This window comes from Flavobacterium sp. ACAM 123 (assembly GCF_000264055.1).
GTDB lineage: Bacteria > Bacteroidota > Bacteroidia > Flavobacteriales > Flavobacteriaceae > Flavobacterium.
The window spans coordinates 1-21,555 of sequence record NZ_AJXL01000061.1; the positions used below are offsets into that span (position 1 = coordinate 1).

General features: G+C 36.6%; 22 protein-coding genes and 1 tRNA gene. 3 read left to right on the top strand and 20 right to left on the bottom strand.

Annotation, left to right across the window (positions count from 1 at the left end; genetic code table 11):
• Positions 1 to 8 precede the first annotated feature (8 nt).
• From pth to A3SG_RS0111690, 3 genes are all read right to left on the bottom strand, one after another.
• A complete protein-coding gene (gene pth / locus A3SG_RS0111680; protein ID WP_016990201.1) occupies positions 9 to 635 on the bottom strand; it encodes an aminoacyl-tRNA hydrolase in 627 nt (208 codons plus the stop codon).
• Positions 636 to 953: 318 nt separating this feature from the next.
• Positions 954 to 1,568: a 50S ribosomal protein L25/general stress protein Ctc gene (locus A3SG_RS0111685; RefSeq protein ID WP_016990202.1), complete on the bottom strand. Its 615-nt coding sequence runs from the start codon at positions 1,566 to 1,568 to the stop codon at positions 954 to 956.
• A gap of 163 nt (positions 1,569 to 1,731) precedes the next feature.
• On the bottom strand, positions 1,732 to 2,673 hold the full coding sequence (locus tag A3SG_RS0111690) for a ribose-phosphate pyrophosphokinase (RefSeq protein WP_016990203.1): 942 nt from the start codon (positions 2,671 to 2,673) through the stop codon (positions 1,732 to 1,734).
• A gap of 219 nt (positions 2,674 to 2,892) precedes the next feature.
• Here A3SG_RS0111690 and A3SG_RS0111695 point away from each other — a divergent pair.
• Positions 2,893 to 2,972 (top strand) — tRNA-Leu (locus A3SG_RS0111695).
• Between the two features lie 52 nt (positions 2,973 to 3,024).
• Here A3SG_RS0111695 and A3SG_RS0111700 read toward each other — a convergent pair.
• Positions 3,025 to 3,741, bottom strand: coding sequence for a DsbA family protein (locus A3SG_RS0111700; RefSeq protein ID WP_050979834.1), 717 nt, complete (start codon positions 3,739 to 3,741; stop codon positions 3,025 to 3,027).
• A 561-nt stretch (positions 3,742 to 4,302) separates the two neighbouring features.
• Between A3SG_RS0111700 and A3SG_RS0111710 the strand changes: the two genes are divergently transcribed.
• Complete coding sequence (locus tag A3SG_RS0111710) at positions 4,303 to 4,959, top strand: hypothetical protein (RefSeq protein WP_016990206.1); 657 nt, start codon at positions 4,303 to 4,305, stop codon at positions 4,957 to 4,959.
• Positions 4,960 to 5,359: 400 nt separating this feature from the next.
• Here A3SG_RS0111710 and A3SG_RS0111715 read toward each other — a convergent pair whose 3' ends face one another.
• The 16 genes from A3SG_RS0111715 to aspS form a co-directional block, all read right to left on the bottom strand.
• Positions 5,360 to 6,730 (bottom strand): NADH-quinone oxidoreductase subunit N, encoded by a 1,371-nt coding sequence (locus tag A3SG_RS0111715; RefSeq protein ID WP_016990207.1) that lies wholly within the window; start codon positions 6,728 to 6,730, stop codon positions 5,360 to 5,362.
• Between the two features lie 12 nt (positions 6,731 to 6,742).
• Entirely contained in the window at positions 6,743 to 8,185 is a 1,443-nt protein-coding gene (locus A3SG_RS0111720) for a NuoM family protein (protein ID WP_016990208.1), read from the bottom strand.
• A 9-nt stretch (positions 8,186 to 8,194) separates the two neighbouring features.
• Positions 8,195 to 10,078, bottom strand: coding sequence for an NADH-quinone oxidoreductase subunit L (gene nuoL, locus A3SG_RS0111725; protein WP_016990209.1), 1,884 nt, complete (start codon positions 10,076 to 10,078; stop codon positions 8,195 to 8,197).
• Between the two features lie 6 nt (positions 10,079 to 10,084).
• Positions 10,085 to 10,405, bottom strand: coding sequence for an NADH-quinone oxidoreductase subunit NuoK (nuoK, locus tag A3SG_RS0111730; RefSeq protein ID WP_016990210.1), 321 nt, complete (start codon positions 10,403 to 10,405; stop codon positions 10,085 to 10,087).
• 1 nt (position 10,406) lies between these two features.
• Positions 10,407 to 10,919 carry an NADH-quinone oxidoreductase subunit J gene (locus tag A3SG_RS0111735; RefSeq protein WP_029596772.1) on the bottom strand — a complete coding sequence of 171 codons (513 nt, stop codon included), beginning with the start codon at positions 10,917 to 10,919 and terminating at the stop codon, positions 10,407 to 10,409.
• The gene (locus A3SG_RS0111740) at positions 10,919 to 11,464 is read right to left on the bottom strand and encodes a NuoI/complex I 23 kDa subunit family protein (RefSeq protein WP_016990213.1); all 546 of its coding nucleotides are present in this window, start codon (positions 11,462 to 11,464) and stop codon (positions 10,919 to 10,921) included. The genes A3SG_RS0111735 and A3SG_RS0111740 overlap by 1 nt, the downstream gene beginning before the upstream one ends.
• Positions 11,465 to 11,570: 106 nt before the next feature.
• On the bottom strand, positions 11,571 to 12,623 hold the full coding sequence (nuoH, locus tag A3SG_RS0111745) for an NADH-quinone oxidoreductase subunit NuoH (RefSeq protein ID WP_016990214.1): 1,053 nt from the start codon (positions 12,621 to 12,623) through the stop codon (positions 11,571 to 11,573).
• Positions 12,624 to 12,626: 3 nt separating this feature from the next.
• On the bottom strand, positions 12,627 to 13,670 hold the full coding sequence (locus tag A3SG_RS0111750; protein WP_016990215.1) for a 2Fe-2S iron-sulfur cluster-binding protein: 1,044 nt from the start codon (positions 13,668 to 13,670) through the stop codon (positions 12,627 to 12,629).
• Positions 13,671 to 13,732: 62 nt separating this feature from the next.
• Complete coding sequence (gene nuoF, locus A3SG_RS0111755; protein WP_016990216.1) at positions 13,733 to 15,100, bottom strand: NADH-quinone oxidoreductase subunit NuoF; 1,368 nt, start codon at positions 15,098 to 15,100, stop codon at positions 13,733 to 13,735.
• Between the two features lies 1 nt (position 15,101).
• Positions 15,102 to 15,632 carry a complex I 24 kDa subunit family protein gene (locus A3SG_RS0111760; protein ID WP_029596773.1) on the bottom strand — a complete coding sequence of 177 codons (531 nt, stop codon included), beginning with the start codon at positions 15,630 to 15,632 and terminating at the stop codon, positions 15,102 to 15,104.
• Positions 15,633 to 15,670: 38 nt separating this feature from the next.
• Positions 15,671 to 16,909 (bottom strand): NADH-quinone oxidoreductase subunit D, encoded by a 1,239-nt coding sequence (locus A3SG_RS0111765; RefSeq protein WP_016990218.1) that lies wholly within the window; start codon positions 16,907 to 16,909, stop codon positions 15,671 to 15,673.
• A 32-nt stretch (positions 16,910 to 16,941) separates the two neighbouring features.
• Positions 16,942 to 17,463: an NADH-quinone oxidoreductase subunit C gene (locus A3SG_RS0111770; RefSeq protein WP_016990219.1), complete on the bottom strand. Its 522-nt coding sequence runs from the start codon at positions 17,461 to 17,463 to the stop codon at positions 16,942 to 16,944.
• Positions 17,464 to 17,467: 4 nt separating this feature from the next.
• Positions 17,468 to 18,016, bottom strand: coding sequence for an NADH-quinone oxidoreductase subunit B (locus A3SG_RS0111775; protein ID WP_016990220.1), 549 nt, complete (start codon positions 18,014 to 18,016; stop codon positions 17,468 to 17,470).
• A gap of 77 nt (positions 18,017 to 18,093) precedes the next feature.
• Positions 18,094 to 18,459 carry an NADH-quinone oxidoreductase subunit A gene (locus tag A3SG_RS0111780; protein ID WP_016990221.1) on the bottom strand — a complete coding sequence of 122 codons (366 nt, stop codon included), beginning with the start codon at positions 18,457 to 18,459 and terminating at the stop codon, positions 18,094 to 18,096.
• 241 nt (positions 18,460 to 18,700) lie between these two features.
• A complete protein-coding gene (locus tag A3SG_RS0111785) occupies positions 18,701 to 18,895 on the bottom strand; it encodes a cold-shock protein (protein WP_007137066.1) in 195 nt (64 codons plus the stop codon).
• Between the two features lie 127 nt (positions 18,896 to 19,022).
• A complete protein-coding gene (gene aspS, locus A3SG_RS0111790; RefSeq protein WP_016990222.1) occupies positions 19,023 to 20,771 on the bottom strand; it encodes an aspartate--tRNA ligase in 1,749 nt (582 codons plus the stop codon).
• 332 nt (positions 20,772 to 21,103) lie between these two features.
• Here aspS and A3SG_RS0111795 point away from each other — a divergent pair, with 332 nt between their 5' ends.
• A complete protein-coding gene (locus tag A3SG_RS0111795) occupies positions 21,104 to 21,451 on the top strand; it encodes a toxin-antitoxin system YwqK family antitoxin (RefSeq protein ID WP_016990223.1) in 348 nt (115 codons plus the stop codon).
• The last annotated feature ends 104 nt before the right edge of the window (positions 21,452 to 21,555 follow it).

Sequence of the window (21,555 nt, forward strand, 5' to 3'; positions counted from 1 at the left end):
CCCTTTTTTTATTTTCCATTAAATGTCGTCATGGTATTTTCTAGTCCCGCGGTTCCAAATGACCTGATGATTTCGGATGCTAATTCTAATCGTTCCGGGAGTGCTGTTTTTTCAGCGTCATCCCAATCTCCTAATACGTAATCTATTTGTTTTCCTTTTTTGAATTCGTCACTGATTCCAAAGCGGAAACGAGTATATTGGTTGGTATTCAGAATAAAGTTGATGTTTTTTAATCCGTTGTGGCCTCCATCGCTTCCTTTTGGTTTGATGCGAATCGTCCCGAAAGACAGATTCAAATCATCGGTGATTACAAAAAGGTTTTCAAGTGGAATGTTTTCTTTGTCCATCCAGTATTGTACTGCTTTTCCACTTAAATTCATATAGGTGTTGGGCTTCAAAAGAAAAAAAGTACGTCCTTTAAATTTGTACTCGGTTAGAGCGCCAAGTTTTACAGTCTGAAATGAAAGCTGTTCTTTTTTTGCGAAATGATCCAGTATTTTGAACCCAATGTTGTGACGTGTATTTACATATTCAGCACCTATGTTTCCTAATCCTACTATTAAAAATTTGTTCATACAATCGGTATTGTCTTCTTTTTGTTTTGGTGAAAATATATCTGATATCCATTTAAGCATAGTGCAAAAGTAAACTTAATTAGATCATTAGTCAATGAGATCATTAGATTATTTAATGCTGTAGAATATAGGGATTGTTCAAGGATGGAAAAACGTTGTAAAATAGCCCTGATAGTAGTGTAAATCCTTTTTTGATCGCCTGTCGTAGGCGGGCAAAAAGATTGAAACGGATAGCGGGACAAATCCTGTAGGGAAGGAGGTGTTTATGCTCCTGAAAAGTAAGAATCTGACCTAATTCGGTACGCCTTTGGGACAGATTATTAAATAAAAAAAGCACCAGTTTTACAACTGATGCTTTTAAATTTGAGTGAAAAAATATTATTTTTTCTTTCCTTTTGCAGGAGCTCCTTTTGCTGCTTTTGCTGCTTCTTGCGCCGCTTTCATAGCTGCACGAGAGATCTTCACTTGACAAATTACTGTATTGTCTGGGTGCATGATTTTGAAGTCTGGTGTAGGAACTTGCGTAACGTATAATTTGTTACCCATGTTAAGTGGCGTGATATCAGCTTCAACAAAATCAGGAAGATTTTTAGGTAAAGCTTTTACTTTAAGTTTACGGTTGTTTAGACGTAAATCTCCACCAGCCATAACTCCTTTGGAGTCACCAATGATTTTAACAGGAACTTCGATAGTGATTTCTTTTTCATCAAAGATTTGAAAGAAGTCAATATGTAAAATATCGTCTGTTACAGGGTGAACCTGAATGTCTTTTAGAATAGCAGTGAATGATTTTCCATCACCAAGATCGATCACAACTGTGTGAGCGTTTGGAGTGTAAACCAAGTTTTTGAATGCTTTTTCTTGTGCTGAAAAATGTACTGGCTGATCTCCTCCGTATAACACGCAAGGAACCTCTCCAGCATTACGTAAGGCTTTAGTTGCTACTTTGCCTACGCTTTCTCTTTCTGATCCTTTAATTGTAATCGATTTCATTGTAATATATATAATTGTTAATAATTCTTTTTTTTAGTCCTTAGCCCCTAGAGATAAGTACTTATTGACTAGTCCTTAAATTTTTATTGTCAATCTTTATGCATTAATAGCTGTGTGAGACTATTTTTTCTAAGGATTATCAACGTATAACTACATAGCAGTTTTACATTATAAACTTTCCACTTATGGAATTGTTGTGGTGGACCATGTGCATAACATCAGCAAAAAGTGGTGCACAACTCAACACTCTTATTTTAGTTGACTCTTTCTTCAACGGAATAGAATCAGTAACTATTAATTCTAATAGTTTAGAGTTTTCTATTTTTTCGTATGCATCTCCTGATAAGATGGCGTGTGTGCAAATTGCTCTTACGCTCAATGCTCCTTTTTCCATCATTAAATCAGCAGCTTTCGCCAAAGTTCCTCCGGTATCAATCATGTCATCTACTAAGATTACATTTTTACCTTTCACATCACCAATCAGTTCCATGGTACCGATTACGTTTGCTGCTTTTCTTTGTTTGTAACAGATAACTACATCTGATTCTAAAAATTTAGAGTAGGCGTAAGCTCTCTTTGATCCTCCCATATCTGGAGAAGCAATCGTCAAATTGTCTAATCCTAAGCTTGTTACGTAGGGTAAGAAGATAGTTGACGCAAAAAGGTGATCTACCGGTTTTTCAAAGAATCCTTGAATTTGATCTGCGTGCAAATCCATTGTCATTACCCTAGTCGCTCCGGCGGTTTCTAACAGTTTTGCTGTTAGCTTCGCTCCTATTGGAACTCTTGGCTTGTCTTTTCTGTCCTGTCTTGCCCATCCGAAGTATGGTATTACAGCTGTAATATGTCTTGCTGAAGCCCGTTTGGCAGCATCAATCATAAGAAGCAATTCCATCAAATTGTCTGAATTTGGGAAAGTGGAACAAACAATAAATACACGTAACCCTCTGATAGACTCTTCGTAAGAAGGTTGGAACTCACCGTCACTGTATTTTGACATGGTTACTTTACCTAGTGGAATTCCGTATTGTTTTGAAATTTTTTCAGCGAGATAGACACTTTGTGAACAAGCAAAAATTTTAGCTTCTGGTTCTAGATGTGACATTTAATTTGTTGTTTTGTAGTTAGTTAGTGTGCCCCGTTTTGTGGAGGTGCAAATTTATAAAATTTATTCAACTCTGAAAGGAAAATTTTAAGTATTTTTAGTAGAAATTTTAATATTATTTTTTACATTTGCAGCGTGTTAAAGGAATCGATGGTTGATTTTATTACAGTCTCCTCTTTTATTGCGTTGAAATAACTGTTGTTATTTCATGTCTGCTAAGCCCGGATGGCGGAATTGGTAGACGCGCTGGTCTCAAACACCTGTGGGAAACCGTGCCGGTTCGACTCCGGCTCCGGGTACATAAAAACCGCTTCTTTCGAAGCGGTTTTTTTAGTTTTTATCTTTTTTATGCTAATCACAGCCGTCTATACCACAACTGCTTCCATCATTTGTTTCTATTAATTTCACTTGCGGTTTGAAATCACCTTCTTCCCATACTTTCTCTAGTGTTTTCACAAATGTTTCAACATGTTGTGCGCCAGAAACAGCATATTTGTTGTCGAAAACAAAGAAAGGAACCCCTTGAACTCCTACGTTCTGTGCCATTTCGATATCTTGTTTTACTGCTTCTGCATAAGCATTGGATTGTAGTACTGTATCAATTTCATTTTTATCGAGTCCCACTTCAATCCCTAGTTCGCTTAAGGTGTCTAAATTATTGATGTCTTTGCCGTCGGTTAGGTACGCTTTAAATAGTAGTTCTTCTAGGTCATTTGACTTGTTGTGTGACTTGGCTAAATGCAGGAGTCGGTGGGCATTGAATGAATTGGCCATAATTGCCTTTTCAAAATGGAAGTCCAGTCCTGAGTTTTTAGCATTTTGAGTCATGCTATCCATCATTTCTTGTGCCCATGCTTTATCTTTACGGTATTTTTCGGCCAGATGTTCTGCCATATTATCATCTTCAGAAGCAATAAAGTTGGCATCGAGTTGGAAGCTTTTCCATTCAATTTCGACATTTGCTGCATGTGGGAACTGTTCTAATGCTCCTTCAATTCTTCTTTTTCCTATGTAACAATACGGACACATAATATCCGACCAGATTTGCACTTTTAATTTATTTTCCATCTTCATTTTATTATTTTGATTATATCAATCATTTGTATATACAAATTTACAAAAATGCTTTTAGACAATGGTGGTCTTTATAGTTTTATTGGGAAAAGTAGCTAGTTACTTCCTTATTAGTTCGTAGCAAAAAAACAGGAGTAAAGGCGGTCTTAATTGGATATCGGATGTTTAAAGTAGAAGCAAATGTCAATAAGTGGCAAGGAATGATATAAAGAATTTAAAGTAGGATTAAAGACAATAGCTGTAAAGGTAGCCGGATAAATAACATCAGGACATTGAAGCATTTGGGAAAAAATCAATGAAACAGAGAAGGCATGTAAAAGTAGTTGTATAAAAACACGGTTGATATTGATTCTAAAAAAATACTTTTTGTCGAGTTAATTAAAGTTATCATAATGGTATTCAATGATTTATTGTTTCTGAATGATTCTTCTTGCTATAATTACCAAGTTGTGATTCAAAACTTTGGCACACTACTTGAATATGTCGTTTCACAGAAGAGTGTAGCAGCGGAAGCCGAAAAGCTAAAGAGTAGGCAAAACACTAAATTTAATTATTATGAAAAAAATTACTTTTTTAGTAGCTAGTATCCTTTTAATAGGAGGTGGTGTAGCAAACGCAACAGAGAAAAACGATATGCCTCAGCAGAAAGTAGTAGCTGTTGATTTTAGAAATGCGGAACCCATTGTGTTCATAGAAAGTGGAATCGAGTTTTACGTGTTTACTGATGGACAATTTGATTTTAATGCGCGTCCTTCTGGTCGTGACAAATCTTTTAGAAATAATGGAAGAGGTGGTGTAAATAAAGAATACAGTGTGGCCGCCTCTTGTCGAAGAGATAATTATGGTTTAATTGTGGAACAAGATAGATTGGGTAGAGTGAGACGTGTCGGTAATGTTGCTATCAGTTACGATAGAAATGACAGAGTGTTGCGAGTGGGTGTTGTAGAGATGGGATATAGCCGTTATGCTTTACAGCGTGTAGGAGGTTTAGAGATTATCTATGATGGTTGTGGTCAAATTGTCGATACTTATGGGTCCGTAAAGGGACTTCGCGGATATGCAAATAACGATAACGACCGTTGTGATTCTAGATATAACCAAAAAGCGAGTGACTACGTCGACTACGGTTACAGAAGGCAGAATGATAGTGTTATTAGACAAGAGCCGAGAGTTGGAGGTAGCATGGCTGTTAGAATTACAGGAAGGAATTAGGCTGTTATTATATTTAGATCAGAAAGTCCCGGTGGTATGCGTATCAGCGGGATTTTTGGTAGTAGTTATTTGCATCAAGAATAGCTAAGAGTAGTGTGTTGTTTTGTTGAAGCGATATAAAATCAAACTATAACGGCGCTTTAACATCTGCTTTTAGATGTGGTTATCTTTACTTCTATGACTTAAGTTGTACCAAACGAATTTATTTTTAGTGCACATCCTTTTGCTATAATAAAGATGTAATACGAAAATAGTACTGTGTAATGTGGCTGTATTGAATATACAATTGGTATTGGGAAAAGCAATTATAGTAGAACTTTTTGCTGGCGCTAAAGACTAGGTAAATACAAAAAAAACCATTCGCCGAGACGAATGGTTTCTTGTTTATTGTTAAATGAAGTTATGCCAATAAATCCAAAACAAATGATGGAAACAAACCTAGTGCAATGTTCAAGACCATCGCCATAACGGCAACTGCATAAATAACAACGGGAGTACCTGTTCTTTCTTCATTAGGTTCTTTGGTATACATTGCTAGGATCAATTTAAAGTAGTATCCTACGCTTATAATCGAGTTGATTACAGCAACTATAACCAAAGCGATAAAACCTGCTTGCAGCATGTTATTGAATAAAAATAATTTAGCAAAAAATCCTGCAAAAATTGGAATACCAGCCATAGACAATAACGAGGCTGTCAGAATCGCCGCTAATAAGGGGTTTGTTTTTCCTAATCCGTGGAAATTAACCATGTCTTCGTTTTCATTATCTTTGCAAACGTAGATAATTACACTAAATGCAGCGATACCGGCTAATGCATAAGCGGATGAGTAATACAATAATGTTCCTGCTGCGTTTGTAGTGCTTAGTAAAGTCATCAACATAAAACCAGCATGCGATATCCCTGAAAACGCGAGTATTCGTTTTACATTTACTTGTCGAAGCGCCATTATATTTCCTACCGTCATCGAAGCCATAGATAGGATCACAATAATAATTTGGAAGGAAGGCGAAATATCCGCGTTCATGATTGTAAGCAATTTAAATAAAGTGGCAATAGCTACCACTTTTGCTAATGTACTCATTAAAGCAGTAGTCAAAGTAGGTGATCCTTCATATACATCAGGAGCCCAGAAATGAAATGGTACTGCTGCAATTTTGAAAAGCATTCCGATCGTTACTAATACAATCCCAATTGGGAACCAAACGGGTAATTCAGCAGATTGTGATAATTCACTTATTTCAATAACATCAAAGCTTCCCATCGCTCCGTAGATTAAACAGATACCAAAAAGGATAATTCCTGAAGCAAAAGATCCCATTAAGAAATACTTTAAACCAGCTTCATTACTTTTTAAACTCAATCTATTGCTTGCCGCCAGAATGTATAAGGCAATAGACAAAACTTCGATTCCTAAAAAGAACATGGCTAAGTTTCCAAAAGAAACCATCGCAACCGTTCCTGCCAGTAAAAATATTTTTATGGCAATAAAATCAGATATTTTAGTTTGTTGATGTTCATAGAATTTATGACTCAGCGCTACTAAGAAAATGGTTAGGATGATAAAGAGAGCACTGAATGCAGTTGAAAATTTACTTACAATAATCATGTTGTTGTAGTAGGCGGCAGGGGAATTAAATTCAGAGATATCAAGTCCAAGTATGGCCAGTAATCCAATAATTGTTACTGGCATAATTGCTTTTCTTAAATCTAAAATTTCAAATAAAAGGCATAAAACACCTAATCCTATTATAGCTATTAATGTATTCATTTTTTTACTTGACTAGTTAATTCTATTAATATGAGTTAAAATATTTTCTAAACTTGGTGTGATTAAGTCTGTAATCGGTTTTGGATACATCCCAAAAAAGAATAAAACTGTGATGATTAGAACCAAAGCAAATCCTTCTTTAAAGGTCACATCCGTAAACACTTTTGTATTCGTTTCTCCAAGCATGACTTGTTGGTACATTTTCAACATATAGTAGGCTCCCAAGATGATAGTCATACCTCCTACGAAGGCAAACCATAAATTGATTTGGGAAAGACTGTATAACACTGTAAACTCGCCCACGAAGTTGAAAGTAGTAGGAAGCGCAACTGAGGCTAATACTAAAAGCAAGAACATCGAAGCAAATTTTGGTGACTGAGTACGAATACCGCCCATTTCAGCTATTGTTCGTGTTTCATATCTTCTAAAAATAATTTCAGAGATAAAAAACAATCCTACTACCACAAAACCGTGAGCGATCATCTGCAGTACCGCACCGCGCAATCCATCGATAGTAAGGGTGTATGTTCCCGCTGCGATTAACCCAACGTGGGCTAATGAAGAGTAAGCGAGTAACTTCTTTAAGTCTTTTTGTCGCAATGCTACAATGGAACCATAGATGACTCCCGCTACTCCTAAGCTGATGAAGATATACATGTATTCTTTTGCTGCAAGTGGAGCAATAGGCAGTTGCCATCGAATAATACTATACAATCCCATTTTAAGCATAATCCCTGAAAGCAACATTGTTCCCACGGCAGGGGCTTTTTGGTAAACGCTTGCTTGCCAGGTATGGAAAGGAATAAGTGGGATTTTAATAGCATAAGCTAGGAAAAATGCTAAGAATATCCATAATTGTTCTGTCGCAGATAAATTTAATTTGTATAAATCTTCCAGTAAAAAACTTCCTGCCTGTTGGTATAAATAAACAAAGGCAATTAGCATAAATAAAGATCCCGTTAACGTGTAGATAAAAAATTTCACTACCGCTTTTTTACGTTTTTCCACATCACCGTTACCCCAAATGAGGGCAATGAAATAAATAGGTATTAAGGACAGTTCCCAAAAGATGTAATATAAAAGACCATCCGAAGCTAAGAATGTTCCTGCCATGGCAAACGCCATAAAAAGGATTAGAGCATAAAATGCTTTTGCATTTTTATATATATTTTCAAAAGAAGAAAAGATAATGATAGGTGTCAACGACAAGGTTAATAAAACCATTGCGATTGACAAACCATCTGCTTGTAGGGCAAATGATATATTAGGTTGGTTGATCCATTGGTGGATAACACTAATGTTTTCACCAGCGTTAAATTGATTTAACAATACGATTGAAAATCCTAAAGAGGATAAGGCAAAGAACAACGCTACTTTTGAAGCCAGTTTGTCACCGGCGAGATATGTTGTAAATGCGCCAACAAAAAGTATAATTAGTAGTATAGATACATTCATAGTAGAAAATTATTGAGCTAAAAATAAATAGGTTATAATGGCACACATGCCTAAAACAAACGCAAAAAGATAACGTCCGATACTTCCGTTTTGTATTTTCTTTCCTTGAAACCCTATTTCGTTGGTTACTTTTCCTAATCCAAAAACGAATGAGGATAAAGTGGTTTCCACATTGTCTTTAAAGAATTGGGACAAGTTATTGATAGATTTCACGAATAAAAAGTCATAGATTTCATCTACATAGTATTTATCGTATAACACTTTTGTGAAACCAGTTATAGCAGCATCTTCCTCTGGAACTTGATTTTGTTTAATGTATTTGGCATAAGCAATTCCAATTCCTACTAATCCACCAATAACGGCAACTAGCATTAACAAATATTCTGCTGTTCCAAAGTGATGTTCCGTTGTTGCTACTTTCGTGAATAGTGGCGCTAGATATTCGTTCAACCAACTGTTCGTTGGTAAACTAATCAATCCACCTAACGTTGCTAAAACTGCCAAAACAATTAAAGGAAATGTAATTAAAGCTGGACTTTCATGTAAATGACTTTTTTGTTCGGCTGTACCTCTAAATTCCTTGAAGAAAGTAAGGTATAACAATCTAAACATATAGAACGCTGTCATTAGAGAGGCTAGTGAAGCAATGAACCAAAGTATTTTGTTGTGTTCAAATGCTACCAGTAATATTTCGTCTTTTGAGAAAAATCCGGAAAAAGGAGGTATCCCTGAAATAGCTAGTGACGAAATTAAAAAGGTCACAAATGTGATTGTCATTACTTTTTTTAAACCTCCCATTTTTCGCATGTCCTGTTCTCCGTGCAAAGCATGAATAACAGATCCGGAACCTAAGAACAAAGATGCTTTAAAGAATGCATGCGTAATTACGTGAAAAACGGCAACTTCGTATGCTCCGAGTCCTAAAGCTAAGAACATCAATCCCAATTGAGAAACGGTAGAGTAGGCAAGTACTTTCTTAATATCAGTTTGAACCAATGCTATAGTGGCAGCAACAAGAGAAGTAACTGCTCCTACTATCGCAATAATATTTTGAACATCGGGCGCTAAATCAAACACGAAGTTTAATCTTGTGATCATAAAGATACCTGCAGTTACCATTGTTGCAGCATGTATTAATGCTGAAACTGGTGTTGGACCCGCCATCGCATCAGGTAACCAAGTGTATAATGGAATTTGTGCTGATTTCCCACAAGCTCCAATGAATAAAGCAAAAGCGGCAGCAGAGATCCAATACATGTTTAAATCTGTAGCACCAGCGATGGCTGTTTTTAAAGAGGCATAGTCTAAAGTAGAGAATAGTGATCCTATGATGAATATTCCAAGTAGTAAACCTAAATCTCCAATTCTGTTCATGATGAATGCTTTCTTAGCCGCATCATTGAACTCCTGGTTTTTATGCCAAAACCCGATAAGAAGATAAGAACAAAGACCTACGCCTTCCCAACCGATGAAAAGTACCAAAAGATTACTGCCTATCACTAGTGTAATCATAAAGAAGATAAATAGATTTAAATAGGCAAAATATTTATGCATATTTTCATCATCAGACATGTAGCTTATGGAATACATATGAATCAGTGCGCCAATTCCAGTAACGAAAAGCAGCCATAAGATTGATAATTGGTCTAAGAGAAAACCGAAATCTACTTTAAAATTGCTGATTTGAATCCAATCGAATAATTGGATTTTGATCGCTTGATGTGTTTGATTTATTTGGAGGAAAAAATAAACAGAAACTGCAAATGAAAGTGCTACTGTAAGTGTACCGATTATACCAGAAGTTGGCTTTCCGATACTTTTTCCAAAAAAGACATTAAATAAAAATCCTATAAAAGGAGCTAATAATAAGAGCAAAGTTAAACTTGTATCCATTGAAATTTATCCTTTTAAGTTTTTTAAATTATTAATGTCAATTGAGCCCAAATTTCTAAATATAGAAACTAGGATAGCTAGACCTACAGCTACTTCGGCAGCAGCCACAGCCATAGAGAAAAAGACAAAAATTTGTCCTTGTGCATCTTGGTGATAGGTAGAAAATGCAACGAACAAAAGATTGACTGCATTCAGCATAATTTCGACAGACATAAATACGATAATTGCATTTCGCCTATATAAGACACCAAAGACTCCAATACAAAAAAGTATCGTAGAAAGGAAAATGTAGTTTTCGATTCCTATTTCATTTAAAATATTGTTCATGTTATTTCTCTGTTTTTTCTTTTTTAGACAATAAAACCGTTCCAATCATTGCCACTAAAAGCAATATAGATGCAAATTCAAACGGTACCATATATTCATTGAGTAGAACTTTACCTAACACTTTAATAGATTGGTAATCTTCCCCCGTACTTATGTATTCTCCAATTATAGGTTTAGAGTTGACAAAAACTAAAATCAAAACCACACTTATCAAGCAAAAGGATACAATAGCTCCTAATCGTGTAATTCTAGGTTTATGAACTTCGTTTTCTTTATTCAAATTCATCAGCATGATGGTGAATAAGAATAAAATCATAATTGCTCCAGAGTAGACAATGATGTGAACAATCGCTAAGAACTGTGAGTTCAATAATAGATAATGCCCTGCGATGGTGAAAAAACAAATGACAAGATATAAGGCACTGTGGATAGGGTTTCTGCTAAAGATGGTTAAAAAAGCGGTGGCTATGGTGACTGCGCCTAAAACACAAAAGATAATTAGTATAGTCGACATTAGTTTGCGTTTTTAAGTTGTGCATTTTCCATAGCGATATCTAAAGGCATAACTAGTTTATCCTTGCCATAAATAAAATCTTCTCTTTCATAGCTTGATGCTACGAGTGTTTTTGAAGTGGTCAAGTAGATAGCGTCTTTTGGACATGCATCTTCACATAACCCACAAAAAATACATCGCAACATATTTATTTCGTAGATTGAAGCATATTTTTCTTCTCTGTACAAGTGTTTTTCTTCCGGTTTGCGCTCTGCGGCTGTCATTGTGATCGCTTCCGCAGGGCATGATAACGCACATAGACCACAAGCAGTACAATTCTCTCTACCTTGTTCGTCACGTTTTAATTGGTGTTGACCACGGTAAACTGGACTGCGTTCACGCACCTGTTCAGGGTACTGAATAGTAACTTTTCTTGTAAACAAATGTTTGATTGTGATGATCATTCCCTTGACAACTGCAAGTAGATACATTCTTTCTAAAAAAGACATCTCTTTGTGAGAGACTAATTTTTTTCGTCCAGATAAGGATATGGTTTCTATTGACATTTTTTATTTTTTTGAAGCTATTCCTGCTTTTCGTTAAAATTCATCTTAGCAAAAGGGGCAAAATGAGGTTTTACTTCTATCAGGCGTAGACATTTGTAAGTGCTATTTAAAATCCTAAGTAAATTGCTATTTCTGCTCTTAAGATTACAATTCCAGTAATAATGATATTGATTATCGATAGTGGGATCAACACTCTCCATCCTAAATGCATCAGTTGATCGTATCTAAATCTTGGAATGGTCCATCTTACCCACATGTAAAGGAAAATGAAGCCGCATATTTTTACAAATAAAGCAGCGATGCCTAATACATTAGCAAAGTTGACACCCCAGTTTTCTACTGCCCAACTCATTCCTGGATAGTTGTATCCTCCAAAGAACAAAACAGCAAGAATGGTAGATGAGATAAACATATTTGCGTATTCAGCAAATAAATAGAACCCCATTTTCATAGAGGAATACTCCGTGTGGTATCCACCAATTAGTTCCGTTTCACATTCTGCTAAATCAAATGGAGTTCGGTTGGTTTCTGCAAAAGCACAGATTAAGAATATTAAGAATGATAGCGGTTGGTAAAAAACATTCCAATTCATTCCAGACTGTTGTGCAGAGATTTCCCGTAAACTTAAGGTTCCAGTCATCATCAGTAAGGCTATTAATGAAAGCCCCATGGCGACCTCGTACGAGATCATTTGAGAAGCGGCACGAACAGCACCTATTAACGAAAACTTATTATTGGATGCCCATCCACCAATCATGATTCCGTAAACACCAATGGACATTATACCGATAAGGTAAAGTAAAGCAACATCTATATCAGTTGCTTGTAGTATGATGTCCCTCCCGAAAAGATGAAACCGATCTCCCCATGGGATTACGGCGCTTGTCATTAGAGCGGTGGTCATCGCAATAGCAGGTCCTGTAAAAAATAAAAAACGGTTTGGAGTATCAGGCTCAAATTCTTCTTTGGCAAACAATTTTAATCCATCTGCAAGAGGTTGCAAGAGACCGCCTTTTCCGGCTCTATTTGGACCAACACGATCTTGAAGCCAAGCGGCTACTTTTCTTTCAGCTAAAGTGGAATACATTGCCATAAGCATTGTAATCCCAAAAACAACTAAAATAATAACGCTTTTCTCTATAATTAAAGTACTATCCATCTTTTAAATGTTACCATGTTTAAAATCTTCCTCTTCTTCTTTATCCAAAGGGATAGCAGGCATGCTTATTTTTAAACGGTCTTGTTCTCTCCCTTTTAAGATAAAATCTTCGGTATCGATTACAACTGTTTCTAATTTTTGAGTATAATTATTTTGATTGATAACGGAGTCTTTGTCAAATGCGCGTGGACCTTCGATGACCCAGTGAGTGGGATCTTTGTGATCAAAACGACATCCGTTACATATAAATTCGTCAACCTCGTGGTAAACATCTTTACGTCCTGTAACTCTTTGAATTTCTCCACCAAACATCCAAAGGGTTGTTTTGCCGGAGCATTTATCACAATCTCTATGTGCAGTATACGGCTTGTTGAACCAAACTCGTGATTTAAATCGGAATGTTTTATCGGTTAATGCACCTACTGGGCAAACGTCAATCATATTTCCTGAAAACTCATTGTCGATGGCTTTAGAAATACAGGTCGAAATATTCGAATGATCCCCTCTGTCCATCACACCATGAACGCGATTATCTGTCAGCTGATCAGCAACCATGACGCAGCGGTAGCAAAGAATACAACGATTCATATGCAATTGAATATTTGGACCAATATCTTCCGGCTCAAATGTTCTTTTATCTTCTATAAATCTACTTTTACCTTTACCGTGTTCAAAACTCAAGTCTTGTAAATCGCATTCTCCCGCTTGATCGCACACCGGACAATCTAAAGGATGGTTGATTAACAAAAATTCGGTTACTGATTCACGTGCTTCCTTAACTCTGTCAGATGACTTGCTGTTGATCTCCATACCGTCCATGCATCCTGTAACACAGGAAGCCATTAGTTTTGGCATTGGTCGTGGGTCGGCGTCGCTTCCTTTCGCAACTTCTACTAAACAACAACGGCATTTTCCACCGCTTCCTTCTAATTTTGAGTAGTAGCACATCGCTGGTGGGACAGATTCTCCACCTATTTTACGAGCTGCTTGTAGAATGGTAGTTCCTGGTTCTACTTCAATTGCTTGACCGTCTATTGTTACTTTCATTTTTATTTATGCCTTAATGTCAAACGCCTTATAACGTTTCACTTTTTAACTTTCGACTCAACTTATACTATTACTTTAGAAACTAAATGCTTTACTTTTTCAAAAGGTTCTGCGACAAAATGATTTCTGTTTTTTATTTTTTCTGGGAAACGAACATGATATTCAAATTCCTCTCTGAAGTGACGTATTGCTGCTGCTACTGGCCATGAAGCCGCATCACCTAATGGGCAAATGGTGTTTCCTTCAATTTTACTTTGAATGCTCCATAACAAATCAATGTCTTCTTCACGTCCGTGACCGTTTTCGATTCGGTGTAATACTTTTTCTAACCAGCCAGTACCTTCGCGACATGGGGAACATTGTCCACAACTCTCATGATGATAAAAACGGGCAAAATTCCAAGTGTTACGTACGATGCAAGCAGTGTCATTATAAACAATGAATCCTCCAGAACCCAACATAGATCCTGTTGCAAATCCACCGTCACTCAACGATTCGTATGTCATCAAACGGTCTTCACCGTTAGCTGTCTTGTATATTAACTCAGCAGGTAAAATGGGTACTGATGAACCTCCGGGCACTAATGCCTTTAAAGGTCGGTCAGAACTCATTCCTCCTAAATATTCATCTGAATTCATGAATTCATAAACGCTCAATCCTAATTCAATTTCATAAACACCAGGATTTTTTACATGGCCTGAAGCAGAAATTAATTTAGTTCCAGTAGATCGTCCGATTCCAATTTTAGCATAATCATCACCAGAGTTGTTCACAATCCATGGCACTGACGCAATAGTTTCAACATTATTCACCACGGTAGGATTTGACCATAAACCTGAAACTGCAGGGAACGGCGGCTTGATACGAGGATTTCCTCTCTTTCCTTCCAATGATTCAATAAGTGCTGTTTCTTCACCGCAAATATAGGCGCCGGCACCAATGTGAACATATAGTTCTAAGTCGTATCCCGTTCCTAATATGTTTTTACCTAACCAACCTGCAGCTTTCGCTTCAGCTATGGCTCTTTCTAGGATTTTGTAAACCCACATGTATTCTCCACGAATGTAGATGTACGATAGGTTTGCACCCAAAGCAAAACTGGAAGTGATCATTCCTTCGATCAATAAATGAGGAATGAATTCCATCAAGTAGCGATCTTTAAACGTTCCTGGTTCAGATTCATCTGCATTGCAAACCAAATGTCTTGGTTTTCCTGATTTTTTATCAATAAAACTCCATTTCAATCCAGCAGGGAATCCAGCACCACCACGACCGCGAAGTCCTGATGCTTTAACTTGTTCGACCACTTCGTCGGGAGTCATTGCTTTCATCGCTTTTTCCACTGAAGCGTAGCCACCGTTTTGACGATATACTTCATAGGTTTTGATTCCTGGAATGCTTATTTTGTCTAATAATATCTTTTTTGACATATTATTTATCTTGTAGTATTACTTTTCCGTCCTTACAATCAATGATTAACTGATCGATTTTTTCTTCTGTAAGATGTTCTTTATAAAAATCTCCTAGCTGCATCATCGGGGCATAGCCACATGCTCCTAGACATTCTACTCCTTTTACCTCAAAAAGTCCATCTGCTGTAATTTCTCCTTGCGTCACACCTAGTTTTTCGCAAGTATAATCCATCAAATCTTCTGTTCCGTTTAAGCAGCAGGGTGATGTTTGACAAAACTCGAACATGTATTTTCCGACTGGTTTTTGATTATACATGGTGTAAAAAGAAACCACCTCATATACCTCAATTGGCAATACGTGAATAATCTCAGCTACCTTATCCATCAATTCAGTGCTCAGCCAGTTGTCGTGAGCATCTTGGACTTCATGTAAAACCGGTAACAAAGCTGATTTTCGTTTGTCTTCTGGGTAATGGCTGATTAGTTCATTAATACGATTCATCAATGAGTCAGTGATATTTATTTCTTGTATAAAATGTTTCTTTTCCATTTTCTATGATCATTATATTCCCCTTCGGGGGTTAGGGACTATGCGTCTAATTCTCCGGCGATTACATTTAAACTTGATAAGATTACAATCGCATCAGATAGCAATGCGCCTTTTATCATATCTGGGTAGGCCTGATAGTAAATAAAACAAGGTCTTCTAAAATGCAATCTATATGGAGTACGACTTCCGTCAGTTACTAAATAAAAACCTAATTCTCCGTTTCCTCCCTCTACAGGGTGGTATATTTCTGCAACTGGAATAGGAATTTCACCCATTACAATTTTAAAATGGTATATCAAAGACTCCATACTGGTGTAAACATCCGCTTTTGGTGGAAGGTAATAGTCAGGAACGTCAGCATGATAATCATTCCCTTCCGGCATTTTTTCTAAAGCCTGACGAATGATACTTAAACTTTGCCAAACTTCAGCATTACGCACACAAAAACGGTCGTATGTATCTCCAGATTTCCCCACAGGAATTATAAAATCAAAGTCGTCGTAAGAGCTATAGGGCTGTGCGACGCGTACGTCATAATCAACTCCTGCTGCACGTAAGTTAGGCCCTGTAAATCCGTAAGAAATTGCTTGTTCAGCGGATATTGAACCGACATTTATAGTTCGATCCATGAAAATTCTATTTCTTTCGAATAGATTTTCGAATTCTTTCCAAGCCGGTGGAAATTCTTCTAAAAACACATCTAATTTTTTGAACGCTTCAGGTGACCAGTCTCTTTCGAAACCACCAATTCTTCCCATATTAGTCGTCAATCGAGCGCCACAAATCTCTTCGTAGATCTCATATACTTTTTCCCTAAATTGGAACACGTAAAGAAATCCAGTATAGGCGCCTGTATCAACTCCTAAAATGGAGTTACAGATAAGATGATCTGTAATTCTTGCCAACTCCATTACGATTACCCTTAAATATTGAGCGCGTTTTGGCACTTCAACATCAAGCAGTTTCTCTAATGTCATCCACCATCCCATGTTATTGATAGGTGAGGAGCAATAGTTCATTCGGTCTGTAAGTGGAGTAATTTGATAAAAAGGACGATTTTCAGCAATTTTTTCAAAAGCACGGTGTATGTAACCAATGGTTGGTTCCGCCTCTAAAATACGTTCCCCGTCCATCAATAAAACGTTTTGGAAAATCCCGTGAGTGGCAGGGTGAGTAGGACCTAAATTCAATATGGAAAGTTCGCTTCCATCTTCATTTAGCTTCTCTTTCATTATTTTAGCATAGCGATGCTCTGGGGGTAATAATAGTTCTGACATTTATTGAATGTGAAAAATTATAAATTCTATTTTTAGCAATTGTCGATTGTTCTGCCGAAAAAACGATCGTCTTTATCGGTTCGTCCGCCATCTTCCATAGGAAATTCTTTGCGCATGGGAAACGAAACCATTTCATCCATGTTCAAAATACGCTTTAATTGTGGGTGTCCAATGAAATCTACTCCGTAAAAATCATAGGTTTCTCGTTCCATCCAGTTTGCACAGAGGAAAATGTTAGAGATGGTTTTTATCTCTGGTTTTTCACCACTAATAAAAGTTTTGATTTTGATACGTTTGTTTTCATACCAATTATGCAGATGATATACAATTGTAAATTGTCGGTCAACTTCATTATCAGGATAGTGTATTCCACATAAGTCGGTCAAAAAATTAAAGCGCAGTAAAGGGTCATTTTTCAAGAAGAGAATAATCGCTGTGATTTTGTCAGCAGGTATTTCAAACGAAAAGATATCTTTTTCTTGCTTGAAGTGAAGCACATTTTCGCCAAACGCCGCCATTAATTTATCTTGAATAACTGTGTTTTCTAATGCCATGATATTATTTGATATTATAAGAGGCCAATAATTCTTGGTATTCAGGTGAACTTCTTCTTCTTACGTTTTCCGTTCTAACTAATTCCTGTAACTTCATTACGCCATCTACGATTTGCTCTGGTCTTGGAGGGCATCCTGGAACGTAGACGTCAACCGGTATAACTTTGTCAATTCCTTGAAGAGTAGAGTAGGTGTCAAAAATACCTCCTGATGAAGCACAAGCACCAACTGCAATAACCCATCTTGGTTCTGACATTTGCTCGTATACCTGACGTAAGATAGGTGCCATTTTTTTAGAAATAGTGCCCATTACCATTAGCATATCTGCTTGACGAGGAGAAAAACTAACACGTTCAGATCCGAATCTAGCTAAGTCATAATGGGAGGCCATGGTAGCCATGAATTCAATACCGCAACAAGAAGTTGCAAAGGGCAAGGGCCAAAGTGAATTGGCGCGAGCCATACCTACAACATCATTTAGGGTAGTGGCGAAAAATCCTTCTCCAACAACACCTTCTGGCGGTTCAACTATTTTAATGCTTGAATTACTCATCTTTTTGTATTTTGAATTAAAAAATTTGAATTATGAACCATGTAAGTTGATTTTAATTCAGTGTTTACAATAATTTCTTATTCCCATTCTAGTGCCTTCTTTTTGATGATGTAGAAAAACCCCACCAAAAGAAGAACCATAAATATGACCATTTTGACCATGCCTTCCATTCCTAATTCTTTAAAATTAATTGCCCAAGGGTATAGGAAGATGACTTCTACATCAAATAATACAAACAAAATAGCAACTAGAAAGTATTTTACAGAGAATGGAATACGTGCATTTCCGATTCCTTCAACCCCACATTCAAAGTTTTTATTTTTTATTTCTGATTTTCTTTTAGGTCCTAGTTTCCCGGAAACAATAATAGTTCCAACAACAAAGCCCGCAGCTAATAAAAACTGTAATAAAATCGGAACGTAACTTAACTGATCAGATTGCATAATTTATGATTTTTATGTACTAAATTGTCTTGCAAAGATAGGTTTCAAGGATTTAAAACACAAGTGGAATACAAAATTAAGTTACAAGGAAATTTCAAATATCTTGTAATTTGAAGTCATTATAAATAACAATTACGAATCTTTATTTGTAAGTACGATTTTTAGGATTAATCCAAAAAAAAACGTTTCGAAATAAATCGAAACGTCTTAGACATTCGTAGGCAAAAAATAAATTTTTTGCTTAGATAACTGCTACTTTCGCAGCAACTTTTCCTTTTCTTCCTTCTTCTTCTTCATAGCTAACTCTATCACCTTCGCGCAATTCTTCCGCGTTGATTCCTGAAGCATGAACAAAAATGTCTTTTCCTGTTTCTTCGTCTGTAATGAATCCGTAACCTTTTGATTCATTGAAAAATTTAACTGTTCCTGTACGCATTGTAATTGTAATAATAATTTATAATGAGCAAATGTAATATTTAATATCATATGATTGTTATTAAATATTCTTTTTTTTGAAAATAATTGATTTTCAACGTTTTCCAACCATTTTTACCGGTGAAATACTATAGGTTTAATTTTATGTGTAGTTCTTTTAATTGTGATTCATCAATTGCCGATGGAGCATCAATCATAACGTCTCTTCCTGAATTATTTTTAGGAAAAGCGATAAAATCACGGATGGTTTCCTGCCCCCCAAGAATGGCAACTAATCGATCTAATCCAAAGGCCAGCCCTCCGTGTGGTGGTGCGCCAAACTGAAACGCATCCATCAAGAAACCAAATTGCTCCTTAGCTTGGTCTTCTGTGAAGCCTAAGTATTTGAACATGAGCTGTTGTGTCGTTTTATCGTGAATACGTATTGATCCTCCTCCTATCTCATTACCATTTAATACCATGTCGTAGGCATTAGCACGGACCTTTTCGGGATTTGTGGCTAATAAATGCATGTCTTCCGGTTTAGGGGAAGTAAATGGGTGGTGCATGGCGTGGTAACGACCACTTTCTTCGTCAAATTCTAATAATGGGAAGTCAACTACCCAAAGCGGTGCAAACTCAGTTGGTATTCTTAATCCCAAACGCGTAGCGACCTCCATACGCAAGGCGCTTAATTGCGTTCTTGTTTTATCGGTAGGACCTGATAGAACGAAAATCATATCGCCTGCTTTTGCTCCGGTTGTTTTTGCCCAATTACTCAAGTCATCTTGATCATAGAATTTATCTACGGATGATTTGTAAGTGCCATCTTCGTTACATTTCACATAGACCATTCCTGAAGCACCTACTTGCGGACGTTTTACCCATTCGATTAAAGCGTCGATTTCTTTTCTGGTGTAGATTCCAGCGCCCGGAACTGCAATTCCCACGACTAATTCAGCGGTATTGAAAACAGGGAACTCCTTGTTTTGTGCTGTTTCGTTTAATTCACCAAACTCCATTCCGAAACGGATGTCCGGCTTGTCATTTCCGTAAGTCTTCATCGCGTGCTCGTAAGTCATACGAGGAAACTTATCCACTTCAATCCCTTTAATTTCTTTTAACAAATGTCTTGTTAATCCTTCAAAAACGTTCAAGATATCTTCTTGTTCTACAAAAGCCATTTCGCAATCAATTTGCGTAAATTCTGGCTGTCTGTCTGCGCGTAGATCTTCGTCGCGAAAACATTTTACGATTTGGAAATATTTGTCCATTCCACCTACCATCAATAATTGTTTGAAGGTTTGTGGAGATTGTGGTAACGCATAAAATTGCCCTTCATTCATTCGAGAAGGAACAACAAAATCACGTGCTCCCTCCGGTGTTGATTTTATTAAATAGGGCGTTTCCACTTCGCAGAAATCCAAATCAGAAAGGTACTTGCGCACTTCCATCGCGACTTTGTGACGGAACAGTAAATTATTTTTCACTGGATTTCTTCTGATGTCTAAATAACGGTATTTCATTCTAATGTCTTCTCCACCGTCTGTTTCATCCTCAATGGTGAATGGCGGTGTTAAAGCGGCGTTTAAGATGGTAAGTTCAGTAACCAATATCTCTATTTCACCCGTTTGAATGTTTTTGTTTTTGGCTTCACGTTCGATAACGGTTCCCTTCACCTGAATCACGAATTCTCGACCCAATGTTTTTGCCAATTCAAAAACTGTTTTTTCGGTACGACCTTCGTCAAAAATCAATTGCGTAATCCCATAACGGTCACGTAAATCAATCCAATTCATGAACCCTTTGTCTCTGGATTTTTGAACCCAACCGGCAAGAGTAACTTCAGTATTTATGTGTGAGGCGTTTAGTTCTCCACAGTTATGACTTCTATACATTTTATTTATTTTTATATGCTGTTTTTACTAATGCAAAATATCTAAAGCCCACTGGGCTTCCTCCTTTTAATTTCAAATGCCACAATTATGACTTCTATACATGATCAAAATTTTAGATTATTCCGTACACTCGCAAGTGGAGTTCGAGTGCAAATTTAGGACTAATTATGAATAATGAATTGAGAAAAGGTGTTTTTTAGCAGTTGTACGACGATGTATTTTGATTTTTCAATGTTAAGTTTTTGTCCAATGTTACTAAATTGTTACTAAATTGTATTTTAAAAGTAAATAATAATTTATATTTGACAAGGAAACGAATAAAAAGATACGTCATGAAAAAATATATAATTATAGCTACAGTATTGATTTCAGGTGTGATTTTCGCTCAAAATAAAACCCCAAAATTGGAAGCCATTGGAAATATGGTTAAGGCAACTTTTCATCATGAGAATGGCAAGGTGCAACAAATGGGTTTCTATAAAAACGGGAAGCTACAAGGAGAATGGGTCTCTTATGATACTAATGGGAATAAAACAGCCATGGCAATATATGATAAAGGGCAAAAAACAGGGAAGTGGTTTTTCTGGAATAATACCGTTCTAAGCGAAGTAGATTATTCAAACAATCAAATTGCTGCTGTTAAAAGTTGGAAACACGATGCTTTGGTTATTGCTGAATAAGTAAATATTACTAATTATAAAAAAGGCTTTCATTATCTGTGAAAGCCTTTTTCTATTTAAGGCGGTTTGAAAAACAATGTTAATTAGTAGTACAAACTAAAAAT